At 71.6% G+C, this 26,307-nt stretch carries 29 protein-coding genes; 25 read left to right on the top strand and 4 right to left on the bottom strand.

Going from position 1 to position 26,307, the window contains the following annotated elements; all coding sequences use genetic code 11:
* The first annotated feature begins 12 nt into the window (after positions 1–12).
* The 21 genes from ACTOWY_RS09390 (at position 13) to ACTOWY_RS09290 (ending at position 17,797) form a co-directional block, all read left to right on the top strand.
* Positions 13–939, top strand: a complete 927-nt coding sequence (locus tag ACTOWY_RS09390; protein WP_441309209.1) for a 1-phosphofructokinase family hexose kinase — start codon at positions 13–15, stop codon at positions 937–939.
* Positions 936–1,979 carry an NAD(P)-dependent oxidoreductase gene (locus ACTOWY_RS09385; protein ID WP_441309208.1) on the top strand — a complete coding sequence of 348 codons (1,044 nt, stop codon included), beginning with the start codon at positions 936–938 and terminating at the stop codon, positions 1,977–1,979. The genes ACTOWY_RS09390 and ACTOWY_RS09385 overlap by 4 nt, the downstream gene beginning before the upstream one ends.
* Positions 1,976–3,466: an FGGY-family carbohydrate kinase gene (locus tag ACTOWY_RS09380; RefSeq protein ID WP_441309207.1), complete on the top strand. Its 1,491-nt coding sequence runs from the start codon at positions 1,976–1,978 to the stop codon at positions 3,464–3,466. Before ACTOWY_RS09385 ends, ACTOWY_RS09380 begins: the two co-directional genes overlap by 4 nt.
* A 122-nt stretch (positions 3,467–3,588) precedes the next feature.
* On the top strand, positions 3,589–4,455 hold the full coding sequence (locus ACTOWY_RS09375) for a helix-turn-helix domain-containing protein (protein WP_441309206.1): 867 nt from the start codon (positions 3,589–3,591) through the stop codon (positions 4,453–4,455).
* A complete protein-coding gene (locus ACTOWY_RS09370) occupies positions 4,452–5,195 on the top strand; it encodes a phosphoglyceromutase (protein WP_441309205.1) in 744 nt (247 codons plus the stop codon). The genes ACTOWY_RS09375 and ACTOWY_RS09370 overlap by 4 nt, the downstream gene beginning before the upstream one ends.
* Positions 5,196–5,407: 212 nt before the next feature.
* On the top strand, positions 5,408–6,631 hold the full coding sequence (locus tag ACTOWY_RS09365) for a sensor histidine kinase (protein ID WP_441309204.1): 1,224 nt from the start codon (positions 5,408–5,410) through the stop codon (positions 6,629–6,631).
* Entirely contained in the window at positions 6,628–7,308 is a 681-nt protein-coding gene (locus tag ACTOWY_RS09360; RefSeq protein ID WP_086784276.1) for a response regulator transcription factor, read from the top strand. The genes ACTOWY_RS09365 and ACTOWY_RS09360 overlap by 4 nt, the downstream gene beginning before the upstream one ends.
* 128 nt (positions 7,309–7,436) lie before the next feature.
* Positions 7,437–8,489, top strand: coding sequence for a Ppx/GppA phosphatase family protein (locus tag ACTOWY_RS09355; protein WP_441309203.1), 1,053 nt, complete (start codon positions 7,437–7,439; stop codon positions 8,487–8,489).
* Positions 8,486–9,577 (top strand): hypothetical protein, encoded by a 1,092-nt coding sequence (locus ACTOWY_RS09350; protein WP_441309202.1) that lies wholly within the window; start codon positions 8,486–8,488, stop codon positions 9,575–9,577. The genes ACTOWY_RS09355 and ACTOWY_RS09350 overlap by 4 nt, the downstream gene beginning before the upstream one ends.
* Positions 9,574–10,404 (top strand): sugar phosphate isomerase/epimerase family protein, encoded by an 831-nt coding sequence (locus ACTOWY_RS09345; RefSeq protein ID WP_441309201.1) that lies wholly within the window; start codon positions 9,574–9,576, stop codon positions 10,402–10,404. Before ACTOWY_RS09350 ends, ACTOWY_RS09345 begins: the two co-directional genes overlap by 4 nt.
* 100 nt (positions 10,405–10,504) lie before the next feature.
* A complete protein-coding gene (locus ACTOWY_RS09340; protein ID WP_441309200.1) occupies positions 10,505–11,431 on the top strand; it encodes a proline dehydrogenase family protein in 927 nt (308 codons plus the stop codon).
* A 59-nt stretch (positions 11,432–11,490) separates the two neighbouring features.
* On the top strand, positions 11,491–12,267 hold the full coding sequence (locus ACTOWY_RS09335) for a thioesterase family protein (protein ID WP_247756216.1): 777 nt from the start codon (positions 11,491–11,493) through the stop codon (positions 12,265–12,267).
* A gap of 136 nt (positions 12,268–12,403) precedes the next feature.
* Complete coding sequence (proC, locus tag ACTOWY_RS09330; RefSeq protein WP_441309199.1) at positions 12,404–13,213, top strand: pyrroline-5-carboxylate reductase; 810 nt, start codon at positions 12,404–12,406, stop codon at positions 13,211–13,213.
* A 142-nt stretch (positions 13,214–13,355) separates the two neighbouring features.
* On the top strand, positions 13,356–13,571 hold the full coding sequence (locus ACTOWY_RS09325; RefSeq protein WP_185000615.1) for a helix-turn-helix domain-containing protein: 216 nt from the start codon (positions 13,356–13,358) through the stop codon (positions 13,569–13,571).
* 131 nt (positions 13,572–13,702) lie between these two features.
* Positions 13,703–13,804, top strand: coding sequence for a 30S ribosomal protein bS22 (locus ACTOWY_RS09320; RefSeq protein ID WP_076993459.1), 102 nt, complete (start codon positions 13,703–13,705; stop codon positions 13,802–13,804).
* Between the two features lie 218 nt (positions 13,805–14,022).
* The gene (locus ACTOWY_RS09315; RefSeq protein ID WP_441309198.1) at positions 14,023–15,063 is read left to right on the top strand and encodes an NAD-dependent epimerase/dehydratase family protein; all 1,041 of its coding nucleotides are present in this window, start codon (positions 14,023–14,025) and stop codon (positions 15,061–15,063) included.
* 13 nt (positions 15,064–15,076) lie between these two features.
* A complete protein-coding gene (locus ACTOWY_RS09310; RefSeq protein ID WP_441309197.1) occupies positions 15,077–16,036 on the top strand; it encodes a lysophospholipid acyltransferase family protein in 960 nt (319 codons plus the stop codon).
* Positions 16,037–16,046: 10 nt separating this feature from the next.
* Complete coding sequence (locus tag ACTOWY_RS09305) at positions 16,047–16,421, top strand: YbjQ family protein (protein WP_441309196.1); 375 nt, start codon at positions 16,047–16,049, stop codon at positions 16,419–16,421.
* Positions 16,418–17,074: a class I SAM-dependent DNA methyltransferase gene (locus ACTOWY_RS09300; RefSeq protein ID WP_441309195.1), complete on the top strand. Its 657-nt coding sequence runs from the start codon at positions 16,418–16,420 to the stop codon at positions 17,072–17,074. Before ACTOWY_RS09305 ends, ACTOWY_RS09300 begins: the two co-directional genes overlap by 4 nt.
* Before the next feature lie 31 nt (positions 17,075–17,105).
* A complete protein-coding gene (locus ACTOWY_RS09295) occupies positions 17,106–17,585 on the top strand; it encodes a DUF2975 domain-containing protein (RefSeq protein ID WP_247755448.1) in 480 nt (159 codons plus the stop codon).
* The gene (locus ACTOWY_RS09290; protein WP_441309194.1) at positions 17,585–17,797 is read left to right on the top strand and encodes a helix-turn-helix domain-containing protein; all 213 of its coding nucleotides are present in this window, start codon (positions 17,585–17,587) and stop codon (positions 17,795–17,797) included. Before ACTOWY_RS09295 ends, ACTOWY_RS09290 begins: the two co-directional genes overlap by 1 nt.
* Here ACTOWY_RS09290 and ACTOWY_RS09285 read toward each other — a convergent pair.
* From ACTOWY_RS09285 to ACTOWY_RS09275, 3 genes are all read right to left on the bottom strand, one after another.
* The gene (locus ACTOWY_RS09285) at positions 17,794–18,690 is read right to left on the bottom strand and encodes an HAD family hydrolase (RefSeq protein WP_247756218.1); all 897 of its coding nucleotides are present in this window, start codon (positions 18,688–18,690) and stop codon (positions 17,794–17,796) included. The two genes, ACTOWY_RS09290 and ACTOWY_RS09285, sit on opposite strands and share 4 nt — an antisense overlap.
* A gap of 66 nt (positions 18,691–18,756) precedes the next feature.
* Entirely contained in the window at positions 18,757–19,794 is a 1,038-nt protein-coding gene (locus tag ACTOWY_RS09280) for a DUF5667 domain-containing protein (protein ID WP_441309193.1), read from the bottom strand.
* 102 nt (positions 19,795–19,896) lie between these two features.
* Entirely contained in the window at positions 19,897–20,517 is a 621-nt protein-coding gene (locus ACTOWY_RS09275) for a sigma-70 family RNA polymerase sigma factor (RefSeq protein WP_441309192.1), read from the bottom strand.
* A gap of 207 nt (positions 20,518–20,724) precedes the next feature.
* Between ACTOWY_RS09275 and ACTOWY_RS09270 the strand changes: the two genes are divergently transcribed.
* The 3 genes from ACTOWY_RS09270 (at position 20,725) to ACTOWY_RS09260 (ending at position 23,728) form a co-directional block, all read left to right on the top strand.
* Positions 20,725–22,188, top strand: coding sequence for an AMP-binding protein (locus tag ACTOWY_RS09270; protein WP_441309191.1), 1,464 nt, complete (start codon positions 20,725–20,727; stop codon positions 22,186–22,188).
* A gap of 134 nt (positions 22,189–22,322) precedes the next feature.
* On the top strand, positions 22,323–23,483 hold the full coding sequence (locus ACTOWY_RS09265) for an acyl-CoA dehydrogenase family protein (RefSeq protein ID WP_441309190.1): 1,161 nt from the start codon (positions 22,323–22,325) through the stop codon (positions 23,481–23,483).
* Positions 23,480–23,728, top strand: coding sequence for a glutaredoxin family protein (locus tag ACTOWY_RS09260; protein ID WP_441309189.1), 249 nt, complete (start codon positions 23,480–23,482; stop codon positions 23,726–23,728). Before ACTOWY_RS09265 ends, ACTOWY_RS09260 begins: the two co-directional genes overlap by 4 nt.
* A 240-nt stretch (positions 23,729–23,968) precedes the next feature.
* Here ACTOWY_RS09260 and ACTOWY_RS09255 read toward each other — a convergent pair whose 3' ends face one another.
* Positions 23,969–24,436 (bottom strand): hypothetical protein, encoded by a 468-nt coding sequence (locus ACTOWY_RS09255; protein WP_441309188.1) that lies wholly within the window; start codon positions 24,434–24,436, stop codon positions 23,969–23,971.
* 103 nt (positions 24,437–24,539) lie between these two features.
* On the opposite strand from ACTOWY_RS09255, the gene ACTOWY_RS09250 reads away from it, so the two are divergent.
* The gene (locus ACTOWY_RS09250) at positions 24,540–26,072 is read left to right on the top strand and encodes a molybdopterin-dependent oxidoreductase (RefSeq protein WP_441309187.1); all 1,533 of its coding nucleotides are present in this window, start codon (positions 24,540–24,542) and stop codon (positions 26,070–26,072) included.
* Positions 26,073–26,307: the final 235 nt, after the last annotated feature.

The following is a 26,307-nucleotide window of genomic DNA, read 5'->3' as shown; positions in this document are numbered from 1 at the left end:
GGCGGTGCGTCCATGATCGTCACGGTCACCCCGAACCCCAGCCTGGACCGCACCCTGCGGTTACCCGGCCCGTTGCGGCCGGGCAAGGTGCACCGGGCCACCGGTAGCAGCACCGAGGCCAGCGGCAAGGGCGTCAACGTGACCAGGGTGCTGCGCGCCAACGGGATCGACTCCACCGCGGTGCTGCCGCTGGGCGGCGCGAGCGGGGCCGAGCTGCGTGCGCTGCTGCTCGCCGAGCGGGTGCCGTTCACCGCGGTGCCCATCGCCGGACGGATCCGCGGCAACATCACCGTGCTCGGCTCGCGCTCGGGCACCACCAAGCTCAACGAACCCGGCCCCGAACTGACCGCCAGGGAACTGGACGAACTCGTCGCCGCCACCGGCAAGGCCGTCCGGGAACACCGGGCCCGCTGGCTGGCCATCTGCGGCTCGCTGCCGCCGGGCGTCCCACCGGGCCTGGTCACCCGGCTGGTCGCGGCCGGGCACGCCGCCGGAGCCGCGGTCGCGGTGGACAGCTCAGGGGCAGGGCTGGCCGAGGCGGTGCGCGCGGGCGCTGACCTGGTCGCACCCAACGCCGAGGAACTGGCCGAACTCGCCGGACAACCGGTCACCAGCCCGGATCACGCCGCGGAGGTGGCCGCGGACCTGTGCCCCGGCACCGCGCTGATCAGCCTCGGCGAGCTGGGCGCGGTGCTCGTCCGGCCGGACGGCACCGCCATGCACGCCGTGCCCCCGCCGATCACCGTGGTCAACACCGCCGGGGCCGGGGACGCGCTGCTGGCGGGCTGGCTGGCCGCCGAAGGCCCGGCCGCCGCCCGGCTGGCCCGCGCGGTCGCCTGGGGCGCGAGCGCCTGCCTGGCCGCGGGCACCGCCGAACTCCCGGACCACCCGGTCGCACCGGAGCTGGTCACCACCACCGAACTACAGGAGCGCCGATGAAGGTCCTCATCGCGGGCGATCGCTTCATCCCCGGCGGCACCTTCGCCGAGGAGATCGAGGCCCGGCTGCCCGGCAGCCCGGTCACGGTGGCGGACTGGGCCGGGGCCAAGGCCGATCAGCACGAGGCCCAGCAGCTGATGGAGGTGCGCGGCGCGGCCGCGGTGCCCGCTCCGCCCGAGCTGCTCGCCGCGGTGCCGGGGGCCGAGGTGCTGTGCGTGCACTTCGCCCCGGTCGGCCCGGACCTGCTGGCCGCCGCGCAGGACCTGCGGCTGATCGCGGTGGCCCGCACCGGACTGGAGAACGTGGACCTGGACGCCGCGGGCGCCCGCGGCATCGGCGTGGTGCCGGTCTTCGGCCGCAACGCCTCCGCGGTGGCCGAACTCCAGATCGGGCTGATCCTGTCCGAATCCAGGGACATCGCCCGCGCGGACGCCTCGGTGAAGAACGGCGGCTGGCGCAAGGAGTTCCCCGGCCGCCGGGTCGAACTGGGCGGCAGCACGGTCGGCATGATCGGCTTCGGGCACGTCGGCCGCCACTTCGCCCGCAAGCTCGGCGGGTTCGGCTGCACACTCCTCGCCTACGACCCCTACGCGCCGGATCAGGCACTGGCCGAATCCGGGGTGCGCCGGGCGACCAGCCTGGACGACCTGCTCCTTGGCGCGGACTTCGTGGTGGTGCAGGCCAGGCACAACAAGGAGACCGACCGGTTCATCGGCGCCCGCGAACTGGCCCTGCTCAAGCCGGGCGCCTACTTCGTCAACGTGGCCCGCAGCCGGGTGGTGGACACCGCGGCGCTCTACGACGCGCTGGCCGGCGGCCGGATCGCGGGTGCGGGCCTGGACGTCTTCGACGAGGAGCCGCTGCCAGCGGACTCGCCATGGCGGCGGCTGGACAACGTCACCCTGACCACCCACTTCGGCGGCGACACCGAGCAGACCAACCGCACCTCCGCCGCCCTGGTCGCCGAGGCGGTGGCCGAGTTCGCCGAGACCGGCCGGGTGCGCGGCGCGGCCAACGCGGACCTGCTGGGCTGGCGATGACCGATCTGCTGCTCGGCATCGACGCCGGGCAGACCGTCACCAAGGCGGTGCTGGTGGCCGCGGACACCGGGCGGGAGATCGCGGTCGGCCAGGCCAGGGTGCCGGTGTCCACCCCGCACCCGCGCTGGGTGGAACGGGACCTGGACCAGGTCTGGGACGGCTGCGTGCGGGCCATCCGGGCCGTGCTGACCGGCGTCGACGGCGGCCGGATCGCCGCGATCGGGCTGTGCGGGCACAACGACGGCTGCTACCCGGTGGACGCCGGCCTGCGCCCGGTCCGGCCGGCCATCCTGGCCATGGACTCCCGCGCGCACGAGCAGGTCCGCGGCTACCAGGACTCCGGGGCGGCCGCCGCCGCGCTGCCGCTGACCGGCCAGTCCCCGTTCGCGGCCAGCCCGGCCGCGGTGCAGGCCTGGCTGCTGGCCAACGAACCCGAGGCGCTGGACCGGACCCGCTGGCTGCTCTTCTGCAAGGACTGGCTCCGGCTCGGCCTGACCGGCGAGGTGGCCACCGACCCCACCGAGGCATCCGCCTCCTTCACCGACGTGCGCACCCACCGGTACAGCCCGGCCGCCTTCGAGCTGTACGGCCTGACCGGACTGGCCGGGAAACAGCCGCCGATCCTGGGCAGCACCGAGATCGCCGGCCGGGTCACCGCCACCGCGGCCGGGCTGACCGGGCTGCGCGCGGGCACCCCGGTGGTCACCGGCGCGCACGACGTGGACGCGGGCGCGCTCGGCATGGGCGCGGTCACCCCCGGCGCGGCGTCGATCGTGATGGGCACCTTCAGCATCAACCAGGTGGTCACCGACGAGATCCGGCTCGACCACCGCTGGCAGGCCCGCGCCTTCCTGCGACCCGGCCACTGGCTGGCCATGTCCACCAGCCCGGCCTCCTCCTCGAACCTGGAGTGGTTCGTCCGCACCCTCTGCCCGGAGGCCGCGACGGGCAGCGCGGACCCGTTCGAGTTCGTCGCGGCCGAGATCGCCGCCAGCACCCGGCCCGACCTGCCGCTCTACCTGCCGTTCCTGTTCGGCGCGCCGGTCGAGCACGGGCCAGCCGCCTCCGCCGGATTCCTCGGCCTGCGCGGCTGGCACACCCGCGGTGACCTGCTGCGCGCGCTGTGCGAGGGCGTGGCGCTCAACCACCGCACCCACCTGAGCGCGCTGCGCTCGGCCTTCCCGATCACCGGCGCGGCCCGGCTGGCCGGCGGCGGCGCGCGCAGCCCGGCCTGGAGCCAGCTGCTCGCCGACGCGGTCGACCTGCCCCTGGAGGTCACCGCGGGCGCCGAACCGGGGGCCCGCGGCGCGGCGCTGCTGGCCGGTATCGGCCTGCGCCGCTTCGCCGGGCTGACCGAGGCCGCGGCCACCGCCGAGGTGGTCCGCGCACACCAGCCCGACCCGGCCGGGGTGGCCAGAATGACGGCCCGCGCGGCGGAATACCGAATGGCCGTCGAATCCCTCCGTGACTGGTGGAAATCCGTTTAAATCGGGGTTTCTATGGCAAAATTCAGACCGGCTGGGCAATAAAACAGATCGAAATTCCGCTATGGGGTGACTCTTTCCGGAAATCGGCCGGAAATCGGCTCCGGTGTGGATATCTTGCCCACGTGGTGGAGGAGGACAGCACCGCGCAGCGGCGCGAACTGGGGGAAGCCCTGCGGATCCAGCGGGAACTGGCTGGGATCACCCGCGGCGAGCTGATCGCCCACTTCGATTGGTCGGCCAGCAAGTTCTCCCGGCTGGAGGCCGGGAAACGCGGTATCTCGGAAAGCGATGTGACCCGATTCCTCGGTTACTGCCGGACGCCCAACGACGAGGTCGACCGCCTGCTCGGCATTCTCCGCGAACCCGACACCGGTTACTGGGCCCGCCCGCATTCCGGCCGGTTCGCCGACAGCCTGCGCACCCTGCTGCTGCACGAGACCACCGCCTGCACACTGGCCAGCTACGACCTCGCGGTGGTGCCGCCGCTGTTGCAGACCGAGTCCTACGCCAGGGCGCTGCTCGGCCCGGAGGCCGATCCGAAGCCGCGGCTGGCCCGCCAGGCGATCCTGCCCAGCCTGGCCATGGCCACCTTCTACATCCACGAGGCCGCGCTGCGCGCCCAGGTCGGCAGCCCGCTGGTGATGCGCAACCAGCTCGAACTGCTGGCCCGCAGGGTGGAGTGGGCGCGCTGCCGGATCCGGGTGCTGCCGCTGACCGTCTCGGCCGCCCGGACCAGCGTGAACGCCTTCACCCGGCTGACCTTCCGCGATCACCGCCCGGTGGTGCACGTGGAGCTGGAGACGGCCAGCCTGTTCCTCGAGCACCCGAGTTCGCTTGATCGTTACGAGACCGTCCTCGACACTCTCCGGCGGCTCAGCCTGGGTGCCGAGCAGTCCCGTGACCTGCTGCGGCGGCTGGCCTGCGGGCTGGAACCGGCAGTCGGTGGCGACGTCACCACGAACGGTGATCTGGCAGGCTGTGGCCCATGACAGGCACGTTGGTGTTGCTCCGTCACGGCCAGAGCGTCTGGAACGCCGAGAACCTGTTCACCGGATGGGTGGACGTCCCGCTGTCGGAGCAGGGGGAGGGCGAGGCGCGCCGGGGCGGTGAACTGCTCAGGGACGCCGGACTGCGGCCGGACATCCTGCACACGTCGCTGCTGCGCCGGGCGATCTCCACCGCGAACCTCGCGCTGGACTCCGCCGACCGGCACTGGATCCCGGTCAAGCGGGACTGGCGGCTCAACGAGCGCCACTACGGCGCGCTGCAGGGCAAGGACAAAAAGCAGACCCTGGAGACCTACGGCGAGGAGCAGTTCAAGCTCTGGCGCCGTTCCTACGACACGCCGCCGCCCGAGATCGAGCTGGGCAGCACCTACAGCCAGGACGGCGACCCGCGCTACGCGGGCATCGGCGCCGCGCTGCCGCGCACCGAATGCCTCAAGGACGTGCTCGCCAGAGTGCTCCCGTACTGGGACGGCGAGATCGTGCCCGACCTGCGCGCGGGCCAGACCGTGCTGGTCGCCGCGCACGGCAACTCGCTGCGCGCGCTGGTCAAGCACCTCGACGGGATCAGCGACGAGGACATCGCCGGGCTGAACATCCCCACCGGCATCCCGCTGCGCTACGAGCTGGACGCGGACCTCCGGCCGGTCAAGGCCGGTGGCGAGTACCTCGACCCGTCCGCGGCCGAGGACGCCATCAAGGCCGTGGCCAACCAGGGCCGCTGACCCCCTCCGACAACCGGCAGAACGCGCTCGGACCAGGTCCGGGCGCGTTCTTCATTTGGGGCCGGATTTCGCTCGTTGGAGTGGCTTGGATGAACACCGGATGACACCCTGCCCAACGTGCGGTGTACGTCACACCATTCTGGTGTCACCACGGTCACGTATAGCCCTCCGAGAGTAGGCCGGGAGGCCGTTCGGCTGCTTACCATGCGGCCGTGACCGCAACGGGCCTGCTCGCCCTGTCGATCTGCGCGGCCGTCGTCGCCGCGGTCCTCGGCTTTTTCCTCGGCCGCTCCGTCACCGCCAGGGCCACCCGCAGACCACCCGGCCTGACCGTGGCCGACCTGATGCAACGGGTGGTGCACGCCTCGCACAACGCGGTCGCGGTGCTCAACCGCTTCGGCGACGTGGTGCTGCACAACCCGCGCGCGGAGGAGCTGGGCGTGGTGCAGGACGGCCGGGCCGACCCGCGTGCCCGCAAGGCCGCCGAGGTGGTGCTGGAGACCGGCGAGGTGCTCGAGGTCGACCTCTCCCCGCTGGAGCGCGCCACGCTGTCCAGCCGCCAGCCCGCCGCGGTGCTCGGCGAGGCCAGGCTGCTCGGCGACGGCTTCGTGGTGGTGGACGCCTCCGACGAGTCCGACGCGGTCCGGCTCGAAGCGATCCGGCGGGACTTCGTGGCCAACGTCAGCCACGAGCTGAAGACCCCGGTTGGCGCGCTCGCGCTGCTGGCCGAGGCGGTGCTGGACGCGGTGGACGACGAGGACGAGGTCCGCCGCTTCGCCAGCAAGATCCTGCACGAGGCCAACCGGCTGGGCACCCTGGTCACCGAGCTGATCGCGCTGTCCCGGCTGCAGGGCGCCGAACGGCTGCCCGAGCTGACCCCGGTCGAACTGGACTCGGTGGTCACCGAGGCGCTGGGCCGGTGCAGGCTGGCCGCGGAGTCCCTCGGCATCGAGATCGCGGTGGACGAGGGCAGCGGCCTGCTCATGGACGGCGACCGGACCCTGCTGGTGACCGCGCTGGCCAACCTGATCGACAACGCCGTGGCCTACTCCCCGCCGGACAGCCCGGTCTCCATCAGCAGGCGGCTGGTCGACAACTTCGTCGAGATCTCGGTCACCGACCGGGGCATCGGCATCCCCGCCGAGTTGCAGGGCCGGGTCTTCGAGCGGTTCTTCCGCATCGACCCCGCGCGTTCCCGGGCCACCGGCGGCACTGGACTGGGGCTGGCCATCGTCAAACACGTGGCCGCCAACCACGCCGGTGAGGTGCGGCTGTGGAGCCGCCCCGGCACCGGTTCCACGTTCACCATGCGCATCCCGGCACACCGGGCCGACCATGGTGGCGGAACCCCGAATCCGTCCACAGTGGACGTACGGGACGCGGAGCAGCCGCGCCCCGTCAACGCGGGCAGCGTCGAGCATGGAGGAGTTCAGTGACCAGGGTGCTGATCGTGGAGGACGAGGAGTCCTTCGCCGACCCGCTGGCGTTCCTGCTCCGCAAGGAGGGTTTCGCGACCGCGGTCGCGGCCACCGGGCAGGAGGCGCTGGAGGAGTTCGACCGCAACGGCGCGGACATCGTGCTGCTGGACCTCATGCTGCCCGGCATGAGCGGCACCGACGTCTGCAAGGCCCTGCGGCAGCGCTCCGCGGTGCCGGTGATCATGGTGACCGCGCGGGACAGCGAGATCGACAAGGTGGTCGGGCTGGAACTGGGCGCCGACGACTACGTCACCAAGCCCTACTCCGCGCGCGAGCTGATCGCCCGGATCCGGGCGGTGCTGCGCCGCGGCGGCGAGTCCGAGGAGCTGCTGCCCCAGGTGCTGGAGGCAGGGCCGGTGCGGATGGACGTGGAACGGCACGTGGTGACCGTCTCCGGCGGCGAGGTCAGCCTGCCGCTCAAGGAGTTCGACCTGCTGGAGTACCTGCTCCGCAACGTCGGCCGGGTGCTCACCCGCGGCCAGCTGATCGACCGGGTCTGGGGCGCGGACTACGTCGGCGACACCAAGACACTGGACGTGCACGTCAAGCGGCTGCGCTCCAAGATCGAACCCGACCCTGGCGCCCCTCGGCACCTGGTCACCGTGCGCGGCCTTGGCTATAAGTTCGAGAGCTGAGCCGAACGGTCTAATGATCATGGGAAAATGCACGCTTAGTGATCTTGCTAGCCGTGCATTTTCCCGAGATCGGTGCAGATCCGACCGGTGCCGGTGAACCTGCCGATCCCGCCAGGTACCGTGCTCTGGTGCGGCTCGGGGTGCTCGACGTGGGTTCGAACACCGTCCATCTCCTTGTGGTGGACGCGCATCGGGGTGCCCATCCGACCCCGATGAGTTCGATCAAGACCATGCTCCGGCTGGCCGAGCAGCTCGATCGCAACGGCCGCCTGACCAGGGCAGGCTCGGACAACCTGGTCCGCACCGTGGCCGCGGCCAAGCGCGAGGCGGCCAAGCTGGGCTGTGACGACCTGATGGCCTTCGCCACCTCGGCGGTGCGTGAGGCTGGCAACTCCGCCGCGGTGCTGCAGCGGGTGCGCAAGGAGACCGGGGTCGACCTCAAGGTGCTCGCCGGCTCGGACGAGGCCCGCTACACCTTCCTCGCGGTGCGCCGCTGGTTCGGCTGGTCCGCCGGCAGGCTGCTGGTGGTCGACATCGGCGGCGGCTCGCTGGAACTGGCCACCGGCATGGACGAGGACCCGGAACTGGCCTTCTCGGTGCCGCTGGGCGCCGGGCGGCTCACCCGCACCCGGTTCCGGCACGACCCGCCCACCCAGCGCGAGATCAAGGCGACCAGGGACTGGCTGACCGAGGAGCTGGCCGAGGTGGCCCGCGTGCTGCGCAAGAGCGGCGCCCCCGACCGGGCGGTGGCCAGCTCCAAGACCTTCCGCACCCTGGCCAGGCTCACCGGGGCCGCGCCCTCCTCGGCCGGGCCCAGGGCCAGCCGGGTGCTCACCGACAGCGGCCTGCGCCAGCTCACCGCGTTCATCTCGCGGATGTCCGCGGCCGATCTGGCCGAGCTGGAGGGCGTCAGCGCCAGCCGCTCGCACCAGCTGGTGGCCGGGGCGCTGGTGGCCGAGGCCGCGATGCGAGCGTTGTCACTCCCGCAGCTGGAGATTTGCCCGTGGGCCCTCCGTGAGGGTGTCATTCTCCGGCGGCTGGACCAGACGGACGGCGACGACCACACTGTGTCCGACCCTGGCGGAGCCGCTGCGACCAACGGCTCCGGGCCTGACGCTGGGCAGGAGCAAGGTCACAACACTGGACGGATGGGCCAGCACGGGGCACGGTGGAATCAATGAACCGGGACAACGAGTCGGAGCGCGACAGCCAGCGCACCGTTGCGGATCTCCTCGCGCAGTACGGCGAGGGGTCGGGCAACGCCGCGCCCAGGCGCCGCCGTCGTCGTGCCGAGGACGCGAACGAGACCGCACCGCAGCAGATCATCGACCGGATCAACTCCGATTCGGGACAGCTGCGTGCGCTGCGGGACGAGCAGGCGCTGGTCGAGGAGCCACCGGCCGCGCCACCGCGCGCGGCGGGTCTGGACACTCCCTCCCGGCGCGACCTGCCTAGTTACGACACACCCAGCGGCCGGTTCGCCCGGCCCGCCACGCCGACCCGGCCGGTGCCGCCGCCACCGCCGCCGCCGGTGGCCGACCCGGCCGCCGCCGAGCTGACCACCGAGGTCCCGGCGATCACCGACGCGTACCCGGCCATCGCCGACCCGCCGGTCGCGCCGGGCACCGCCACCAGCGGCCGCCTGCCGCGCCCTGACGCGCCGCCGGTGCCGCCGAAACCGGCCCCGCGCAGCAAGCCGAGGGTGCAGCCGGACCCGGTCACCGAGGTGCTCCCGGTGATCGCGGACGCGCCGCAGGCCGATCCGGACGCGCCGCCGCGCGAGGGCGAGGACTGGTTCACCGACACCGGGTACCAGGAGCGCTACGTCGAGGACGAGGCCGAGCACACCACCCAGTACCAGGCCTTGCGCGCCTCCGCGCCCAAGGCGGACCCGGAGACCGAGGACGAGGACGAGCAACCGCGTCCCGCCCGCGGTCCGGCCGGACTGGACGAGGACGCCGAGGTCCCGGACGACTACGACGAGGATGAGGACGAGGAACCGCGTTCACCGGCCAAGGAATGGCTGATGATGGTCGTCCAGCTGGGCGGCGGCGTCATCGGCGGCGCCGGGCTGTGGCTGGGCTTCCAGTGGCTGTGGCGGGCCATCCCGTCCATCACGCTCTTCCTCGCGCTGGCCGTGATCGGCGGCATGGTCTGGCTGGTCCGCAAGATCCGCAAGGCGGACGACCTGCAGACCATCCTGCTCGCCGTGCTGGTCGGCCTGGTGGTCACGGTGTCCCCGGCCGCGTTGCTGCTAGTCGGCAAGTGAGCCCGGCTCGCGCGCATCCGGCAGGCCAGTGGCGCCCGGAGATCCCGATCGGGCTGTCCACCGCCGCGGTCTGGCCGCAGCCCGCGGCCACCGCCTTCCAGCTGGCCGCCGAACTGGGCTACGACGGCGTCGAGGTCATGGTCTGGGCCGATCCGGTCAGCCAGGACATCGGCGCGCTGGAGAAGCTCTCCGCCGCGTACAAGGTGCCCATCCTGGCCATCCACTCGCCCTGCCTGCTGATCACCCAGCGGGTCTGGTCGGCCGATCCGGAGGTCCGGCTGCGCCGCTCGGTGGCCGCGGCTGGCGCGCTGGGCGCGGACACCGTGGTGGTGCACCCGCCGTTTCGCTGGCAGCGCCGCTACGCCGAGACCTTCAGCGCGCTGGTGAGCGAGCTGGAGGAGGTCAGCGGCATCGCGGTGGCGGTGGAGAACATGTTCCCGCTGCGCCCGCTCGGCCGGAAACGCCAGGTCCGGGTCTCCGGCTTCCGGCCGTCCCCTGACCCCACCGACGTGGGCTACCGCAACTACACCCTGGACACCTCGCACACCTCGGCCGCGCACATGGACGCGCTCGAACTGGCCAAGCGGATGGGCCCCGGCCTGCGGCACGTGCACCTGGCCGACGGCACCGGCGCCCCGGTGGACGAGCACCTGGTGCCCGGCCGCGGCGACCAGCCCTGCGCCAAGTTGTGCGAGGAGCTGGTGGCCAACCAGTTCACCGGCACGGTGGTGCTGGAGGTCAGCACCCGCAAGGCCAGGACCAGGGAAGACCGGGTGGCCGACCTGGCCGAGGCACTGCTGTTCGCCCGGCTGCACCTTGGCCGGTAAAACGGTGTATGTCACGGAACGTGTGTTCGGTCATATCGGAGCCGTGAACAGCCGGTTCAGGGCCTGACCCATCCGGGTGGTTCACGTACAGTTCCGCCCTGTGAACCCGTTGCGCGCCTTGATCCTCGCCGCCGCCGGCAACAACGGCATCCGGCGACTGGTCGGCACCGCTCCCGTGTCCAGGGACGTGGTGCGCCGTTTCGTGGCCGGGGAGTCCACCGCGGAGGCCGTCGCCGCGACCAGTGCCCTGGTCGACGACGGGCTGACCGTGACCCTGGACTACCTCGGCGAGGACACCACTGACCGGGAGCTGGCCGAGGTCACCGTGCAGTCCTACCTGGAGCTGCTCGACCAGCTGCACTCCGCGGGCCTGTCCGGCTCGGCCGAGGTCAGCGTGAAGCTGTCCGCGGTCGGCCAGGCGCTGGACGAGCGGCTCGCGCTGGACAACGCCTCCCGGATCTGCGCCGCCGCCGAGCAGTGCGGCACCACGGTCACCCTGGACATGGAGGACCACACCACCACCGACTCCACCCTGCGCGTGCTCGGCGAACTGCGCCGGAGCTGGCCGTGGGTGGGCGCGGTGCTGCAGGCATACCTGCGCCGGACCCTGGACGACTGCCGTGAACTGGCGGGCGCCGGTTCCCGGGTGCGGCTGTGCAAGGGCGCGTACAAGGAGCCCGAATCGGTGGCCTACCAGGCCCCGCACGAGGTGGACCTGAGCTATGTGCGCTGCGCCAACACGCTGCTGCAGGGCGATGGCTACCCGATGTTCGCCACCCACGACCCGCGGCTGGTGGGCATCATCGACGAGCGCGCCCGCTGGCACGATCGCAAGCCGGGCACCTACGAATACCAGATGCTCTACGGCATCCGGCCGGAAGAACAACTTCGTCTCGCTCAGGCGGGCGAGACCGTCCGGGTCTATATCCCGTACGGCCAGGAGTGGTACGGATACCTGATGCGACGACTGGCCGAACGACCGGCGAACACCGCGTTCTTCCTGCGGGCTCTGGCAAGCAAGCGGTGAGGGTCCGGACGGATCCACTGCGCATCACCCCGTTCGGGCTGGCCACCGCGGTCCGCCCGATGGGGGATGGCAGCTTCACCGCCGAGCTGGCCGCGGACTGGACCATCGCGGGCAAGCCGCACGGCGGCTACCTGCTGGCCCTGCTGGCCAGGGCCGCGATCACCACCGCGGAGACCGGCGGTACCGGCAACGGCGCCGCACCCGACCCACTCAGCGTGAGCGCGGAGTTCCTGCACCCGCCGGAACTGGGCCCGGTGCTGCTGCGCACCAGCGTGCTCAAGTCCGGCCGCACGGTCACCGTGGTCAAGACCGAACTGGAACAGCGCGGCCGGGTGTGCGTGCACGCCATGGTCACCACCGGCCGCCTGCCCGAGGAACCCGCCGCCTGGACCGACCTGCCCGAACTGCCAGCCGAACCGCCGGCCAGGGCGATCGAGGTCGGCGCCACCCAGGCCGCCAAGGTCTTCCGGGTGGCCAAGGCCTGCCAGCTCATGCTGGACCCCGACGGCGCCGGTTTCCTCACCGACAACCACACCAGCCCACTGCGCCTGCGCCTGTGGGTCCGGCCGCGCGAGGGGCAGCCGGACCCCCTCTTCGCCCTGGTCGCCGGCGACATCTCGATGCCGGTCACCTTCAACCTGGGCCGCCTGTCCTGGTCGCCCACCGTGCAACTGACCGCGTTGCTGCGCTCCCGCCCGGCCCCGGGCTGGTTGCGCCTCTCCGTGGAATCCAAGGCCGTCTACGGCCAGTGGTTCGACGAGGACACCACCGTCATCGACTCCACCGGCCGCCTCGTCTGCCAAACCCGCCAACTCGCCCTGACCCCCCTCGACTAGCCCCCTCTCCCGCACCACTTGGCCCAACTGGTACGCCCAGTTGGGCAAACCGGGCGTACCGGTTGGGTCAAGTGGGCGGGGGTGGCGGGCCGTGCCTGCTCCGGGGGCTGTCCGCGGCCGTCCTAAGCTTTCGGGCATGACGACCACCGCTGTGCTTGGCGCGGGCAAGATCGGCGAGGCGCTGCTGTCCGGGCTGCTCCAGTCCGGCCGCAGCCCGGAGGATTTGCTGTTCACCGAGCGCTATCCGGAACGCAGTGCCGAGCTGACCAAGCGTTATGGCGTGCGCGGCGTCGACGTGCCGACCGCGGCCGCGCTGGCCGATGTGCTCGTGGTCGCGGTCAAGCCGCAGGACATCGAGCCACTGCTGGACGAGCTGGGCGCGGTGCTGCGGCCGGGCACGCTGATCGTGTCGCTGTGCGCCGGGCTGCCGACCGCCCTGTTCGAGCGCAGGCTGCCCGAGGGCGTCCCGGTGGTCCGGGTCATGCCGAACACCCCGATGGTGGTTGGCGAGGCGATGAGCGCCATCTCCGGCGGCAGGCACGCCAAGGCGGAGCACCTGGCGCTGGCCGAGGCCATGCTGGCCGCGGTCGGCAAGGTGGTCCGGGTGCCCGAGGCGCAGCAGGACGCGGTCACCGCGCTGTCCGGGTCCGGTCCGGCCTACTTCTTCTTCCTGGTCGAGGCCATGATCGACGCGGGCATCCTGCTCGGGCTGCCCAGGGCGGTGGCGGCGGATCTGATCATCCAGTCCGCGGTCGGTTCGGCGGCGATGCTGCGGGACTCCGGGGAGCACCCGGTGGCGCTGCGCGAGGCGGTCACCTCGCCTGCGGGCACCACCATCTCGGCCATCGTGGAACTGGAGAAGCACGGGGTGCGGGCGGCCCTGATCGCGGCCATCGAGGCGGCCAGGGACCGCTCGATCGAGCTTGGCAAGGCGCACGAGAAGTGAGCGCGTTATCACGGAACGGTATCGGAAGTCGAGTCCTCGCAGCGTGCGGGCAGGGCGGCTACCCTCGTAGGCAGCACGTGCGTGTCGATTCCGTCGGTGGGGAAGCCGGCGGCGCGCCACGTGCCGAAAGACACGGTGACTCATGCCGGCGAAGAAGGAGACGGATCACGCTGGACTCGGTCAGGTTCGGTTTCTCACGGTTGCCGAAGTGGCCGGGCTCATCCGTGTCTCCAAGATGACGGTCTACCGGCTCGTGCACTCGGGCGAACTGCCCGCGGTCCGGGTCGGGAGGTCCTTCCGGGTGCCCGAGAACGAGGTGCACGCCTACCTGGAGAACGCGTACTACAACGCGGGCTGAGGGGCGGTTTCACCCCCCGGGTACCCTGGTAGACCGTTCGTGTCATTCGGCCGCCCGGCCGGCGGCCGCAGCGCGCGCTGACGACACGCGAAAGCTCAGCACACCAACATCGATAGTGAAGAGGAACCCGTATGGGCTCGGTCATCAAGAAGCGCCGCAAGCGCATGTCGAAGAAGAAGCACCGCAAGTTGCTCCGCAAGACGCGTCACGCGCGTCGCAAGCAGGGCAAGTGACCTTCGGGTCTGAGGTCGCTTCTCGCTCGTTGTGCTGATGATGGCCTGAGACCGAACGAACCGCCGCCGCGTCCAAGGTGTGAGCCTGGATACCGGCGGCGGTTCGCGTTACCGGGCTGACCTGGGAACTTCACCAGGAACGCCCCGCAAGGCGGCATGCCGGAGCCGGTGGCGCGGGTAGCATCGCCTTCCGTCACCGCCCGTGCCCAGGGAGTCGCATGGCGCCCAACATCGTTCTCGTCACCGGGGTAAGCCGTTTCCTCGGCGGACACCTCGCCGCCCGCCTCGCCGCCGACCCGTCCATCGAACGGGTCCTCGGCGTCGACACCGTGCCGCCGCCGCGCGACCTGCTGCGCCGGATGGGCCGGGCCGAGTTCGTGCGCGCCGACATCCGCAACCCGCTCATCTCCAAGGTCATCGCCACCGCGAAGGTGGACACCGTGGTGCACGCCTCGGTGAGCGCGAACCCGGGCTCCACCGGGCGCACCGCGATGAAGGAGATGAACGTCATCGGCACCATGCAGCTGCTGGCCGCGTGCCAGAAGTCGGTGTCGATGCGCAAGCTGGTGGTCAAGTCCACCAGCGCGGTCTACGGCGCCAGCTCCCGCGACCCCGCGGTCTTCAGCGAGGACATGGGCCCCAAGGACCTGCCATCCAGCGGCTACGCCAAGGACGCGGTGGAAATCGAGGGCTACGTGCGCGGCTTCGGCAGGCGCCGCCCCGACGTGGACGTCACCACGCTGCGTTTCACCAACTTCATCGGTCCGCGCATCGACACCGTGCTGACCCGCTACTTCGCCCTGCCGGTGATCCCGACCGTGTTCGGCTTCGACGCCAGGATGCAGTTGCTGCACTCCGAGGACGCGCTGGCCGTGCTGGAGCGGGCCACCCTGCACGACCTGCCCGGGGTCTACAACGTGGGCGGGGACGGCGTGCTGATGCTCTCCCAGGCCATCCGCCGGGCGGGCCGGGTGCCGCTGCCGGTGCCCAGCGCGCTGGTGCCCTCCTTCGGCCAGCTGGTGCGCGGCGCGCGGCTGGTGGACTTCTCCCCCGAGCAGATGCGCTTCCTGAACTTCGGCCGGGTGGTGGACACCGGCAGGCTGGTCACCGAGTTCGGCTTCCAGCCGCGCTGGACCACCCAGCAGGCCTTCGACGACTACGTGCGCGGCCGCGGTCTGCGGCCGGTGCTGGACCCGGAGATGATCACCGGCGTGGAGCGGACACTGAAGTCGATGTTCTCCCGTAGCGAGCGAGGATGAGGTGAGCGAAGCGGTGGCAGAGGCACGGGTGATCCCGATCAGGGGCGGCGGACGCGAGCGGACCGCCGAGCCGCGCGGCAACAACGGCAGCATCCGGGGGCCGGTCCCGGTCACCCAGGCCGACCCCTCGGTGCTTGAGCAGCGGCTGGCCGACGCGATGGCCTTCCTGCGCCGCAGGCTCACCGGCGAGTACGAGGTGGACGAGTTCGGCTTCGACGCCGACCTCACCGACAACCTGCTGATGACCCCGCTGCGCCCGCTGTATGAGAAGTGGTTCCGGGTGGAGGCTCACGGGCTGTCCAACCTGCCCAGCGCGGGCGGCGCGCTGATCGTGGCCAACCACTCCGGGACCATGTTCCCGATGGACGCGCTGATGACTGGTGTGGCCGTGCACGACCACCACCCCGGCAAGCGGCACCTGCGCATGCTCGGCGCGGACCTGGTCTTCAAGCTGCCGGTGCTGGGCACCATGGCCCGCAAGGCCGGGCACACCCTGGCCTGCAACCCGGACGCGGAACGGCTGCTGCGCAACGGCGAGCTGGTCGGCGTCTGGCCGGAGGGCTTCAAGGGCATCGGCAAGCCGTTCCGGGACCGGTACAAGCTGCAGCGCTTCGGCCGCGGCGGGTTCGTCTCGGCCGCGCTGCGCACCGGGGCGCCGATCGTGCCTTGCTCGATCGTGGGCGCCGAGGAGATCTACCCGATGCTGGGCGATCTGCGCCCGCTGGCCCGGTTGCTCGGCCTGCCCTACTTCCCGCTCACCCCGACCTTCCCCTGGCTGGGCCCGCTCGGCCTGGTGCCGCTGCCGACCAAGTGGCACATCGAGTTCGGCGAGCCGATCCGCACCGACGGGTTCGACCAGCAGGCCGCCGAGGACCCGATGCTGGTGTTCAACCTGACCGACCAGGTCCGGGAAACCATCCAGCAGACCCTCTATCGCCTGCTGACCCAGCGGAGGAACGTCTTCCTCGGCTAATCTGCGCCGCGTGGGACACCCAATGCAGCCGCAGCAGCCGCCGCCGATCCTGGTCAGCACGATGAACGACGTCCCGGGTTACCGGATCGTCCAGGTCTTCGGCGAGGTCTTCGGCCTCACCGTGCGCAGCCGGAACGCCTTCTCCGACATCGGCGCCAGCTTCAAGGGCATGTTCGGCGGTGAGCAGGTCGGCTACACCAAGCTGCTCAGCGACTCCCGCTGGGAGGCGATCAACCGGATGCGCGCCGAGGCCGCCCAGCGCGGCGCGAACGCGGTGATCGCGATGCGCTTCGAGAGCGGAGAGGTGGTGCCCGGCAGCACCGAGATCGCCGCCTACGGCACCGCCGTGTTCATCGTCCCCGAGCAGCAGCAGCCCCAGCAGTGATCGAACCGGTTTATCAGGCGGCCACCCGCGCCGGGTACGACGCGGTGGCCGCCGAGTACACCGAGCTGGCCCGCGTCGAGCTGGCGCGGAAACCCTTCGACCGGGCCATGCTGACCGCCTTCGCCGGGCTGACCGAGGGGCCGGTGGCCGAGATCGGCTGCGGCCCCGGCATGGTCTCGGCCTTCCTGCACGGGCTGGGCCTGGATGTCTTCGGCGTCGACCTGTCCCCGGCCATGATCGAGATCGCCCGGCGCGAGCACCCCGGCCTGCGGTTCGAGGTGGGCACCATGACCGCCCTGGACCTGCCCGACGGCGCACTCGGCGGCATCGTGGCCTGGTACTCGATCATCCACATCCCGCCTGCCGAGCTGCCAGCGGTCTTCGCCGAGCTGCACCGGGTGCTGCGGCCAGGCGGGCACCTGCAGCTGGCCTTCCAGGTCGGCGAGGGCACCCTGCACCTGGCCGAGGCGCTGGGCAAGCAGGTCGGCCTGGACTTCCACCGCGGTGAACCGGATCGGATCGGCGAACTGCTGACCGCGGCCGGGTTCGAGGTGCGCGCGGTGCTGGAACGGGCGCGCGATCCGGGGGAGCGGACCCCGCAGGCCTACCTGCTGGCCCGCAAGGTCGATCACGAAGCGATAGCTACCGATTGACTTTCGATAGGTAGCTGGCGATACTCGGCGCATGCTGACGATGCAGCGAGTGGTGTTGCCGCTCCGGGTGTTCCTGGTGCTGTTCTTCGGGATCCTGCTGGTGTTCCAGACCCTGTCCTTCCCCGGCAAGTTCGCCTACATGGCGCAGGTCCGGCCGGAGGAGGCGTACCTGCGCTGGCCGCTGACCGCGGTGGCGGCGCTGATGATCCTGTGCGTGCAGGTGGTGATCGTGGCCACCTGGCAGCTGCTCACCCTGGTCCGCACCGACCGGATCTTCACCACGGCGTCGCTGAAGTGGGTGGACGCCATTGTGTGGGCGATCTTCGCGGGCTGGCTGGTGCTGGTGAGCATCGCGGCCGTGGTGGTGCTCAACGCCGATGACCCTGGATTGCCGATGGTGCTGTTCCTGCTCTCCATCGGGGTCGCGGTGCTGGGGCTGGTGGTGCTCGTGCTGCGCGAGCTGCTCCGTCAGGCCACCGCGCTGCGCTCGGACCTGGACGCGGTGATCTGATGCCGATCGTGGTGCGCATCGACGTCGAGCTGGCCAGGCGCAAGATGAGCGTCGGCGAGTTCGCCGAACGGGTCGGGCTCACCCCGGCCAACGTGGCCGTGCTGAAGAACGGCCGGGCCAAGGCGGTGCGCTTCAGCACCCTGGAGGCCATGTGCCGGGTGCTGGAGTGCCAGCCCGGCGACCTGCTGGAATGGGTCGAGGACGAGCCTTAACCGATGCGCTTGCGCCGGTAGGCCACGCCGGCGGCGAAGGCCGCGGCCAGCGCGCCGGCGCCGAGCAGTGCCGGGATGCCGATCTTCATCGCCTTGCGGCCGGTGCGGAAGTCGCGCACCTCCCAGCCACGGGCCCTGGCGATATCGCGCAGCCGCTGGTCCGGGTTGACCGCCACCGAGGTGCCCACCACCGATAGCATCGGCACGTCGTTGGAGGAGTCCGAGTAGGCGGTGCACCGGCGCAGGTCCAGGCCCTCGCGGGCGGCCAGCGCGCGCACCGCGTGCGCCTTGGCCGGGCCGTGCAGCAGATCGCCGACCAGGCGACCGGTGTAGACGCCGTCCACGTGCTCGGAAACCGTGCCCAGGGCGCCGGTGAGGCCCAGTCGGCGGGCGATGATGGTGGCCAGCTCCACCGGGGTCGCGGTGACCAGCCAGACCCGCTGACCGGCGTCCAGGTGCATCTGGGCCAGCGCCCTGGCACCGTCCCAGATCCGGTCCGCCATCAGCTCGTCGTAGATCTCCTCGCCGAGCGTGACCAGCTCGCTGACCTCGCGCCCGGCCACGAAGGAGAGTGCCTGCTCCCGGCTGGACCGGATGCCCTCCGGGCTCTCCTTGCCGCCGATCCGGAACTTGAGCTGCTGCCAGGCGAAACCGAGCAGGTCGGAGCTGGCGAAGTACTTGCGGGCGGCCAGGCCACGGGCGAAGTGGAAGATCGACGCGCCCATCATCATGGTGTTGTCCACGTCGAAGAACGCGGCCGCGGTGAGATCCTGCGGCACCGCCGCGTCGTACTCCGCCGCCGCGGCCACCGCGGCCTCGGCGGATGCCTCCCCGGCCAGGGCCGCGCTGCTCTTGTGCTCGGGCCGGTCCTCGTTCGCCCGCCGGTTGGCCACCGCGGTCCCCTCCACGTCCTCCTGCGTCAGCGGGTTCACCCGCCCCAGGGTAGCGATCGCCGCACGTTACCGGTTCGGACCGAGCAGGCCGAAGGGGAGTTTCAGAAGATCGAGGAGACCCGGCAGCAACCCGGTCGGCGGCGCGGGCGCCTCCACCGGTGGCGGCGTGCTGACCTGGGGCAGGCTGGGCTGCGGCAGCGGGATCGGCGGCGGGGCCGGGAGGTGCGGGGACGGGGTGCGCGCCGGGGCGTCCGCGACCGAGGGGGCGGACGTGGGGGAACTCACCACGGCCCGCCCGCTCGCCCCGGTGCTCGGCAGCGGGCTCACCTCCCTGGCCGGGACGGGCACGCAGCGTTCGGTGGCCGGCAGCGCGCCGATGTCGTCGGCCGCGCCGGAGGTGATGGTCAGGCAGCCCGCGCGCTGACGCAGCTCGCTGGCCCGCTGCCGGATCCGCTCCAGCAGCGCCATGGTCACCTCCAGCCGCTGCCGGGCGGCGGGCGGCAGCGCGACCGAGGCGGTCCGTAACCGGCCGATCTCCCTGGTGGTCCAGTCGGCCAGCGCGGCGAAGAGCTGGTCGTCGGAGTCCGCGCCCAGTTCGGTGAGCAGCCGGGACCCGGCCGCCGCGTCGGACTCGAAGTCGGCCAGCGCCCTGGCGAAATCCGCCACCGGGGCGCCCGGCCGGTCCAGCAGCGCGCCCAGTTCGGTCACCCTGGAGTCGGCGAACTCCAGGTGCTTGAACGCCCTGGGGTGCTCGCGGAAGATCAGGCCCAGCTCGGCGCTCTCCGCGCTGCGCTTGACCGCGTACAGCGCGTCCCCTGGCACCGCGTCCCGGCTGAGCAGCACCGACATCCCGGTCACCGAGGCGATCAGGGCCACGCAGGCGACCAGCGCGACGGCGAAGCGCCGCCGCCTGGCCGTGGGATCAGGGCGGGACTGGGCCTGGCGCACCGCGGCCGGGAAATCGGCCAGCAGGCGGGCGCGCATCCGATCTCTGGCCGCCGCGTCCGGGTTCAGGTGTTGTTCGTAGGCGGCCAGCGCGGGCAGCACGCGCGCGAACTGCGCAGGTCCTTCGGATGGCCCCGAGGGCGGTTCATCCGTGCTCACGTGTGTCCTTCGGCTGGCCGGTGGCACGGGCCCCGGCAGGCCCGCACTCTCAGCACAACAACGAAGCAGTGACCCGATGAGTTACGCGTACGTCCGTACGGGTTAACGCAGGCCGGCAGGCAGGAGCTGGGCCAATCGGCGTACCGCGCGGTGCTGCAGGGCCTTGATCGCGCCCTCGTTGCGCCCCATCACCTCGGCGGTCTCGGCCACCGACAGGCCCTGCAGGAAGCGCAGCACAATGCACTCCCGCTGGTCGGTGTTGAGCTGGCCGACGCATTTGAGCAGCTCGGCGTTGGTGGCCTCGGCCAGCACCGCCTGTTCGGGCCCGGCCAGCGGCTCGGAGTTGTCCGACAGCTCGGCGGTGGGCACCTCGAAGCGGTACCGGCTGGACTTCACGTGGTCCAGGATCAGGTTCCTGGCGATGGTGACGAACCAGGCGCCCACGTCCCGGCCCTGGTAGCTGACCGAGCTGATCCGGCGCAGCGCACGCAGGAAGGTCTCACTGGTGAAGTCCTCGGCCAGGCTGCGGTCGCCCACCCGGAAGAGCACGTAGCGGAACACCACGTCCACGTACTGGTCGTAGAGCCGGCCGAAGGCGTCGCTGTCCCCGGCCTGGGCCGCCTGTACCAATGCCCATGCTTCCCCGGCCGGAGGCGGCGGCTGCACGACCTCGGCCTGCGAAGGGCGCCCCGGTGAGCAGGGCCAACCCATCGGTGGGGGCATGCGCGGCTCCCTTGCTCGCGGTTCCCGGTCCTGGCGGCGGTCGGACCGGGGATTGACCGAACCATACCTTTTGTTACTCCAAAGTAGGTAGCGTTGGTCGTCGGTATTTCCCGGTCCTTCTCCCAGACGCCCCGCAGGCGGATGCATGACGAACATCACCCGTGTCAGACTTCGGGTCCGTTCGCCTTGGCCACACCGGGAGGACAGATGACCGCCGTCGGCAACGTCGCGGACCTGATCAGGTCAGCGGCGCACCGGGAAGCCGACCACCCCGCGTTGCTGGATGCCGCCGATGGCAGCCAGGTGAGCTGGGGCAGGCTGGATTCCGCGGTGGACGCGCAGGCGCACCGGCTGCGGATGGCAGGTGCGCTGGCCGGGGACCGGGTGGCCATCCGGCTGCCCACCGGGATCGAGTTCTGTGTCGCCCTCTTCGGCGCGCTGCGCGCCGGTTGCGTGGTGGTGCCGCTGGCGCCCGGCCTGCCGGGACCGGAGCTGGCCAGGGTGCTCACCGACTCGGGCGCGCGGCTGCTCGTCGCCGAGGGCGAGGTGCCGGGGATCGCCGGGAACGTGAAGGTGCTGCCAGCGCCCGCGCTGGCCGAGGCCGAGCCGTTCGAGACCGCGGGCGGCGATGAGGACCTGGCCGTGCTGGCCTACACCTCGGGCACCTCCGGGGTGCCGCGCGGCGTGATGCTCTCCCACCGCGCCCTGGTGTCCAACACCCGCCAGTGCGCCCGGCTGCGCCCGGCCCCGGTCACCGCGGCCGACCGGGTGCTGCTGGCCATCCCGCTCTTCCACGCCTACGGCCTTGGCCCCGGCCTGCTGCAGACCGCGGCGGCGGGCGCCACCGGCGTGCTGCTGGAGCGCTTCGACGCCGAGGGTGCGCTGGCCGCCATCCGCAGGCACCGGGTGACCACCTTCGTCGGCGTGCCGCCGATGTACACCGCCCTGCTCGGCCTGCCCGAGGACGAGCTGCGCGAGGGCCTGGCCACGCTGCGGCTGCTCACCTCGGGCGCGGCCCCGCTGGACGGCGAGGTGCTGCGCCGGGTCAAGGCGGCCACCGGCCTGGACGTCTTCGAGGGCTACGGCCTCACCGAGACCGGCCCGGTGCTGACCTCCACCCTGGTCACCGGCCTGCCCAAGCCCGGTTCGGTCGGCCAGCCGCTGCCCGAGGTGGAACTGCGACTGGTCGACTCCGACGGCACCCCGCTGGAGGAGGAGGACGAGGGCGGCGCAGGCCTGGTGTCGGTCCGCGGTCCGAACCTGTTCAGCGGTTACTGGCCGGACGGCGCGCACGGTCCGGACGCCGAAGGCTGGTTCCGCACCGGCGACGTCGGCTACCTGGACGAGGGCGGCGACCTGCACCTGGTCGACCGGGCCAACGACCTGATCATCGTCAACGGCTTCAACGTCTACCCGCACGAGGTCGAGCACGTGCTGGGCCTGCTGCCCGGGGTGGTCGAGGCCGCCGCGGTCGGCGTGCCGGACCCGGGCACCGGCGAGACGGTCAAGGTCGTGGTGGTCCGGGACGAGGGCGCGGAGCTGACCGAGGCGGACGTGGTCGAGCACTGCGCGAGCCTGCTGGCCAAGTTCAAGGTGCCGACCAAGGTCGAGTTCGTGGCGACCCTGCCGCACTCGGTCACCGGCAAACTCGCCAGGCGTTCGCTGCGCTGAACTAGCCCGTTCAGGCGTGGTGGCGGTCACTGATCTGTTAGTTGGACTTCCGAGTGTCGGAGACCCCACAATTGGTCTCGCAGGGTGGAAAGCCCCTGGCACACCGTCGTGCCGACACTCGGAGGTGGCAACACATGGGTGCTCCCGTGATCGATCGACAGCTCCCGGGCGACGAGGCGACCGCGCTGCTTGAGCTGACCAGGGAGATCGCGGACAAGGAACTCGCGCCCCGGGCCGCCGCCGCGGAGTCGAGCGGCGAGTTCCCGCGCGCTGCCTTCCGCACTCTCGGCCGCGCCGGTCTGCTGGGCCTGCCCTACCCCGAGGAGTTCGGCGGCGGCGGTCAGCCCTACGAGGTCTACCTGCAGGTCGTGGAGGAGCTGTCCAGGGCCTGGCTGGCGGTCGGCCTCGGGGTCAGCGTGCACACCCTGTCCTGCCACGCGCTGGCCGGCTACGGCACCGCCGAGCAGCGGGAGCGCTGGCTGGGCGAGCTGATCGGCGGTGAGCTGCTCGGCGCGTACTGCCTGTCCGAGGCGCACTGCGGATCGGACGCGGCCGCGCTGCGCACCACCGCCAAGACCGGGGAGAACGGCGACTACACCGTCTCCGGCACCAAGGCCTGGATCACCCACGGCGGGGTCGCCGACTTCTACACCCTGCTCGCGCGCACCGGCGAGGACGGCCCCAGGGGCATCTCCGCCTTCCTGGTCGACGCGGACACCCCCGGCGTCACCGCCGCGCCGCCGGAACGCAAGATGGGCATGAAGGCCTCCACCACCGCCCAGGTGATCTTCGACGCCGCGCTCGTCCCCGCCGATCGCCGCCTGGGCGCCGAGGGCCAGGGCTTCGCCATCGCCATGGACGCGCTCAACTCCGGCCGCCTCGGCATCGCCGCCGCCGCGGTCGGCGTGGCCCAGTCCGCGCTGGACGTGGCCGTGGACTACGCCAGGGAACGCACCGCCTTCGGCCAGCCGATCGCGGAGTTCCAGGGCGTCTCGTTCCTGCTCGCCGACGCCGCCGCGGGCATCGAGGCCTCCCGCCAGCTCTACCTGGCCGCCGCCCGCCGCAAGGACGCGGGCCTGCCCTTCGCCACCCAGGCGGCCATGGCCAAGCTCATCGCGACCGACACCTGTATGAAGGTCACCACGGACATGGTGCAGGTGCTCGGTGGCGCCGGGTACGTCGAGGACTACCCGGTGGAGCGGTACATGCGGGAGGCGAAGGTCTTGCAGATCGTGGAAGGCACAAACCAGATCCAGCGCATGCTCATCGGCCGCGCGCTGGTCAAGCAGCGGTGAGCGAGCATCAGGTGACCCTGCTCGGCAGGGTCGACTGCCACGCCTGCGAGGTCGCCAAGGCCGATCTCGAACGCATCTGCGGCGAGATCGGCATCGAGCTGACCGTGGTCGACGTGGACACCGACACCGAACTACGCGCCGAGTACGGCGACATGGTGCCGGTGATCCTGATCAACGGCGAGGAACACGGGTACTGGAAGGTCGAGGAAGAACGCTTCCGGGCAGCCCTCAGAAGCTGGGGATAGCTGTGTTGGATTGGCGTGCTGTATCGATTGGCGTGCTCCGCACGCGGGATTTTTCGCTCTAAGTCGCCTCGTCGTGGCCTCGCCGCACGCGAAGCAAGCTTCGGATGCGTCGAGACCACGACAAGGCAACGCGAAAAATCGGTACCCCGCCGCTGGTGAAGAGCCCGCCGTGTCGCTGCGCGCCACGCCTGTTTCGCGACAAGTGGGCGGCGCCTTCCGCGACGAGTTGGTGACCGGTGGCTATCGCTTGCACTTCTCGGCGAGTTGTTTGAGGGTGGCGTCCAGGTAGAGCCGGTCGCCGCGGGTCATGGCGTCCTTGACCACGCTGGCGGCGATCTCGCATTCGCCGGTCCGCAGGCGCTTCATGTGCATTTCCAGCACCTCGCGGCGGGCGGCGCTGGCCTCGTCGCGGGCGGTGTCGGCCTCCGCGCGGGCGGCGCTGATCCGCTTGTCGGCGTCCTTGATCCGGCGCTGGTTCTGCTCGGCCTGCAGGCCGAGCATCTCGGCCCTGCTCTCCGCCTGGGTCAGCATGATCGCCATCGTGGTGGTGCCGGTGAGCAGCAGCGCGCAGGCCACGATCAGCGAGACGAGCAGCAGCCTGCCCTTCCTGGCCGGGCCTGCGGCCTGGTACTCCGGCGGCAGTGGGTTCATGCTCGCGCCGAAGACGGGTGACGGCGGCAGCGTGACGGCCGGTTCCTGCTGGTCCATGGTGGTTCCCCCCGAGAATGGTGCCTTCGCAATGCTTACCGGTTTCTGACGGTCCGCCGTTACCTGATGTGAACCGGGTCGCGGCAGGCGTCGAATGGAGGACATGGACACCCCGCGCATCCCGGCGCCCGCCGCCGCCCTGATCGGTCTGCTCGGCGTGCTCGTCGCGCTGGGCGCGGGCCACCTGGTCGCCGGGGTGCTGGAGCCGGGCGCCTCGCCGCTGGTGGCCGTGGGCAACGCCGCCATCGACCTGACCCCGGCGGTGGTCAAGGACTTCGCGGTGCGTGCCTTCGGCACCGCGGACAAGCTGGTGCTGCTGGCGGGCATGGCCGTGGTGCTGGCCGGGCTGGGTGTGCTGGCCGGATTGCTGTCCCGGCGGGCGCCGAGGGCCGGTCAGTCGCTCGCGGTGGCGCTGGGCGCGCTGGCGATGCTCGCCGTGTACACCCGGCCCGACCTCGGTCAGTTCGCCCTGCTGGCGCCCGCGGCGAGCCTGTTCGCCGGACTGGGCGCCTTCACCTGGTTACACGGCCGCGCGCTGGCTGTGCGGGCCGCTGACGGGCTGGCCGAAGACCGCCGCCGGTTCCTGCTGGGGTCGGTCGCCCTCGCCGCCGGGGCCGGTCTGAGCGGCCTGGCCGGGCAACTGCTGGGTCGCCGGGTCGACCTGGCCGCCTCGCAGAACGCCGTCGCCCCGGTGCTGCCGCGGGCGGCCAAGGCGGCGCCGATCCCGCCCGGCGCGGACTTCGCCGCGGACGGCACGCCGTCCTTCCTCACTCCCAACGCCGACTTCTACCGGATCGACACCGCCTTCTCGGTGCCCCGGCTGCGCGCCGAGGACTGGGAGCTGCGCGTCCACGGCATGGTCGAGCGGGAACTGCGGATCTCCTTCGCCGACCTGGTCAACCGGCCACTTGTCGAACGCACGATCACCATGACCTGCGTGTCCAACGAGGTCGGCGGGCCCTACGTGTCCACCGCCACCTTCACCGGCGTCGACCTGCGCGAACTGCTGCTGGAGGCCGGGGTCCGGCCCGGCGCGGACCAGCTGGCCACCACCAGTTCGGACGGCTGGACCTGCGGCACCCCGCTCTCGGTGCTGCTGGAGCCGGACCGGGGCGCGCTGCTGGCCATCGGCATGAACGGGCAGCCGTTGCCCGCCGAGCACGGCTTCCCGGTGCGGATGGTCACACCGGGGCTGTACGGGTACGTGGGCGCGACCAAGTGGATCACCGAGGCCGAGGTGACCACCTTCGCCGACTTCGACCCGTACTGGATCCGCCGCGGCTGGGCCCGGCTCGGACCGGTCAAGACCCAGTCCAGGGTGGACCGGCCCACCGGGTTCGCCAAGGTGCCCGCCGGCCGGGTGGTGGTGGCGGGCACGGCCTGGGCCCAGCACACCGGAGTGTCCACTGTGGAGGTTCGGGTGGACGGCGGTCCTTGGCGCGCGGCCACATTGAGCGTTGAGTCCACTGTGGACACCTGGCGGATGTGGCGGACCGAGTTCGACCTCGCGCCCGGCGGGCACACGGTGGAATGCCGGGCCGCCGATCGCTCCGGCTACGTCCAGACCGCCCAGCGGGCCGATGTGGTGCCGGACGGGGCGACCGGGTGGCATTCGAAATTCTTCACCGTGACCTGATCGTGATAAATCGGGCAAAGGCGCAGATCACCGGATCCGGTGACAGCCGGACGGCGGCATCCCGGCCGTCGGCGCGGACGGCTCCGCCCACCTTCGGGCGCCCGGCTTCGCCGGCCACCCGGCCGGGGGCTTGACAGCCCAGGTAGACGGGTCGGCGCCGTGAGCGAGAGCACATCCGCCTCAGCGCGCGCGGGCCCCTATAGCACAACTCCGAAGGACGCTGGTCACGCCCTTG

It is taken from the genome of Crossiella sp. CA198, assembly GCF_052078295.1.
GTDB lineage: Bacteria > Actinomycetota > Actinomycetes > Mycobacteriales > Pseudonocardiaceae > Crossiella.
This window is presented reverse-complemented; position numbering and strand designations above follow the sequence as displayed.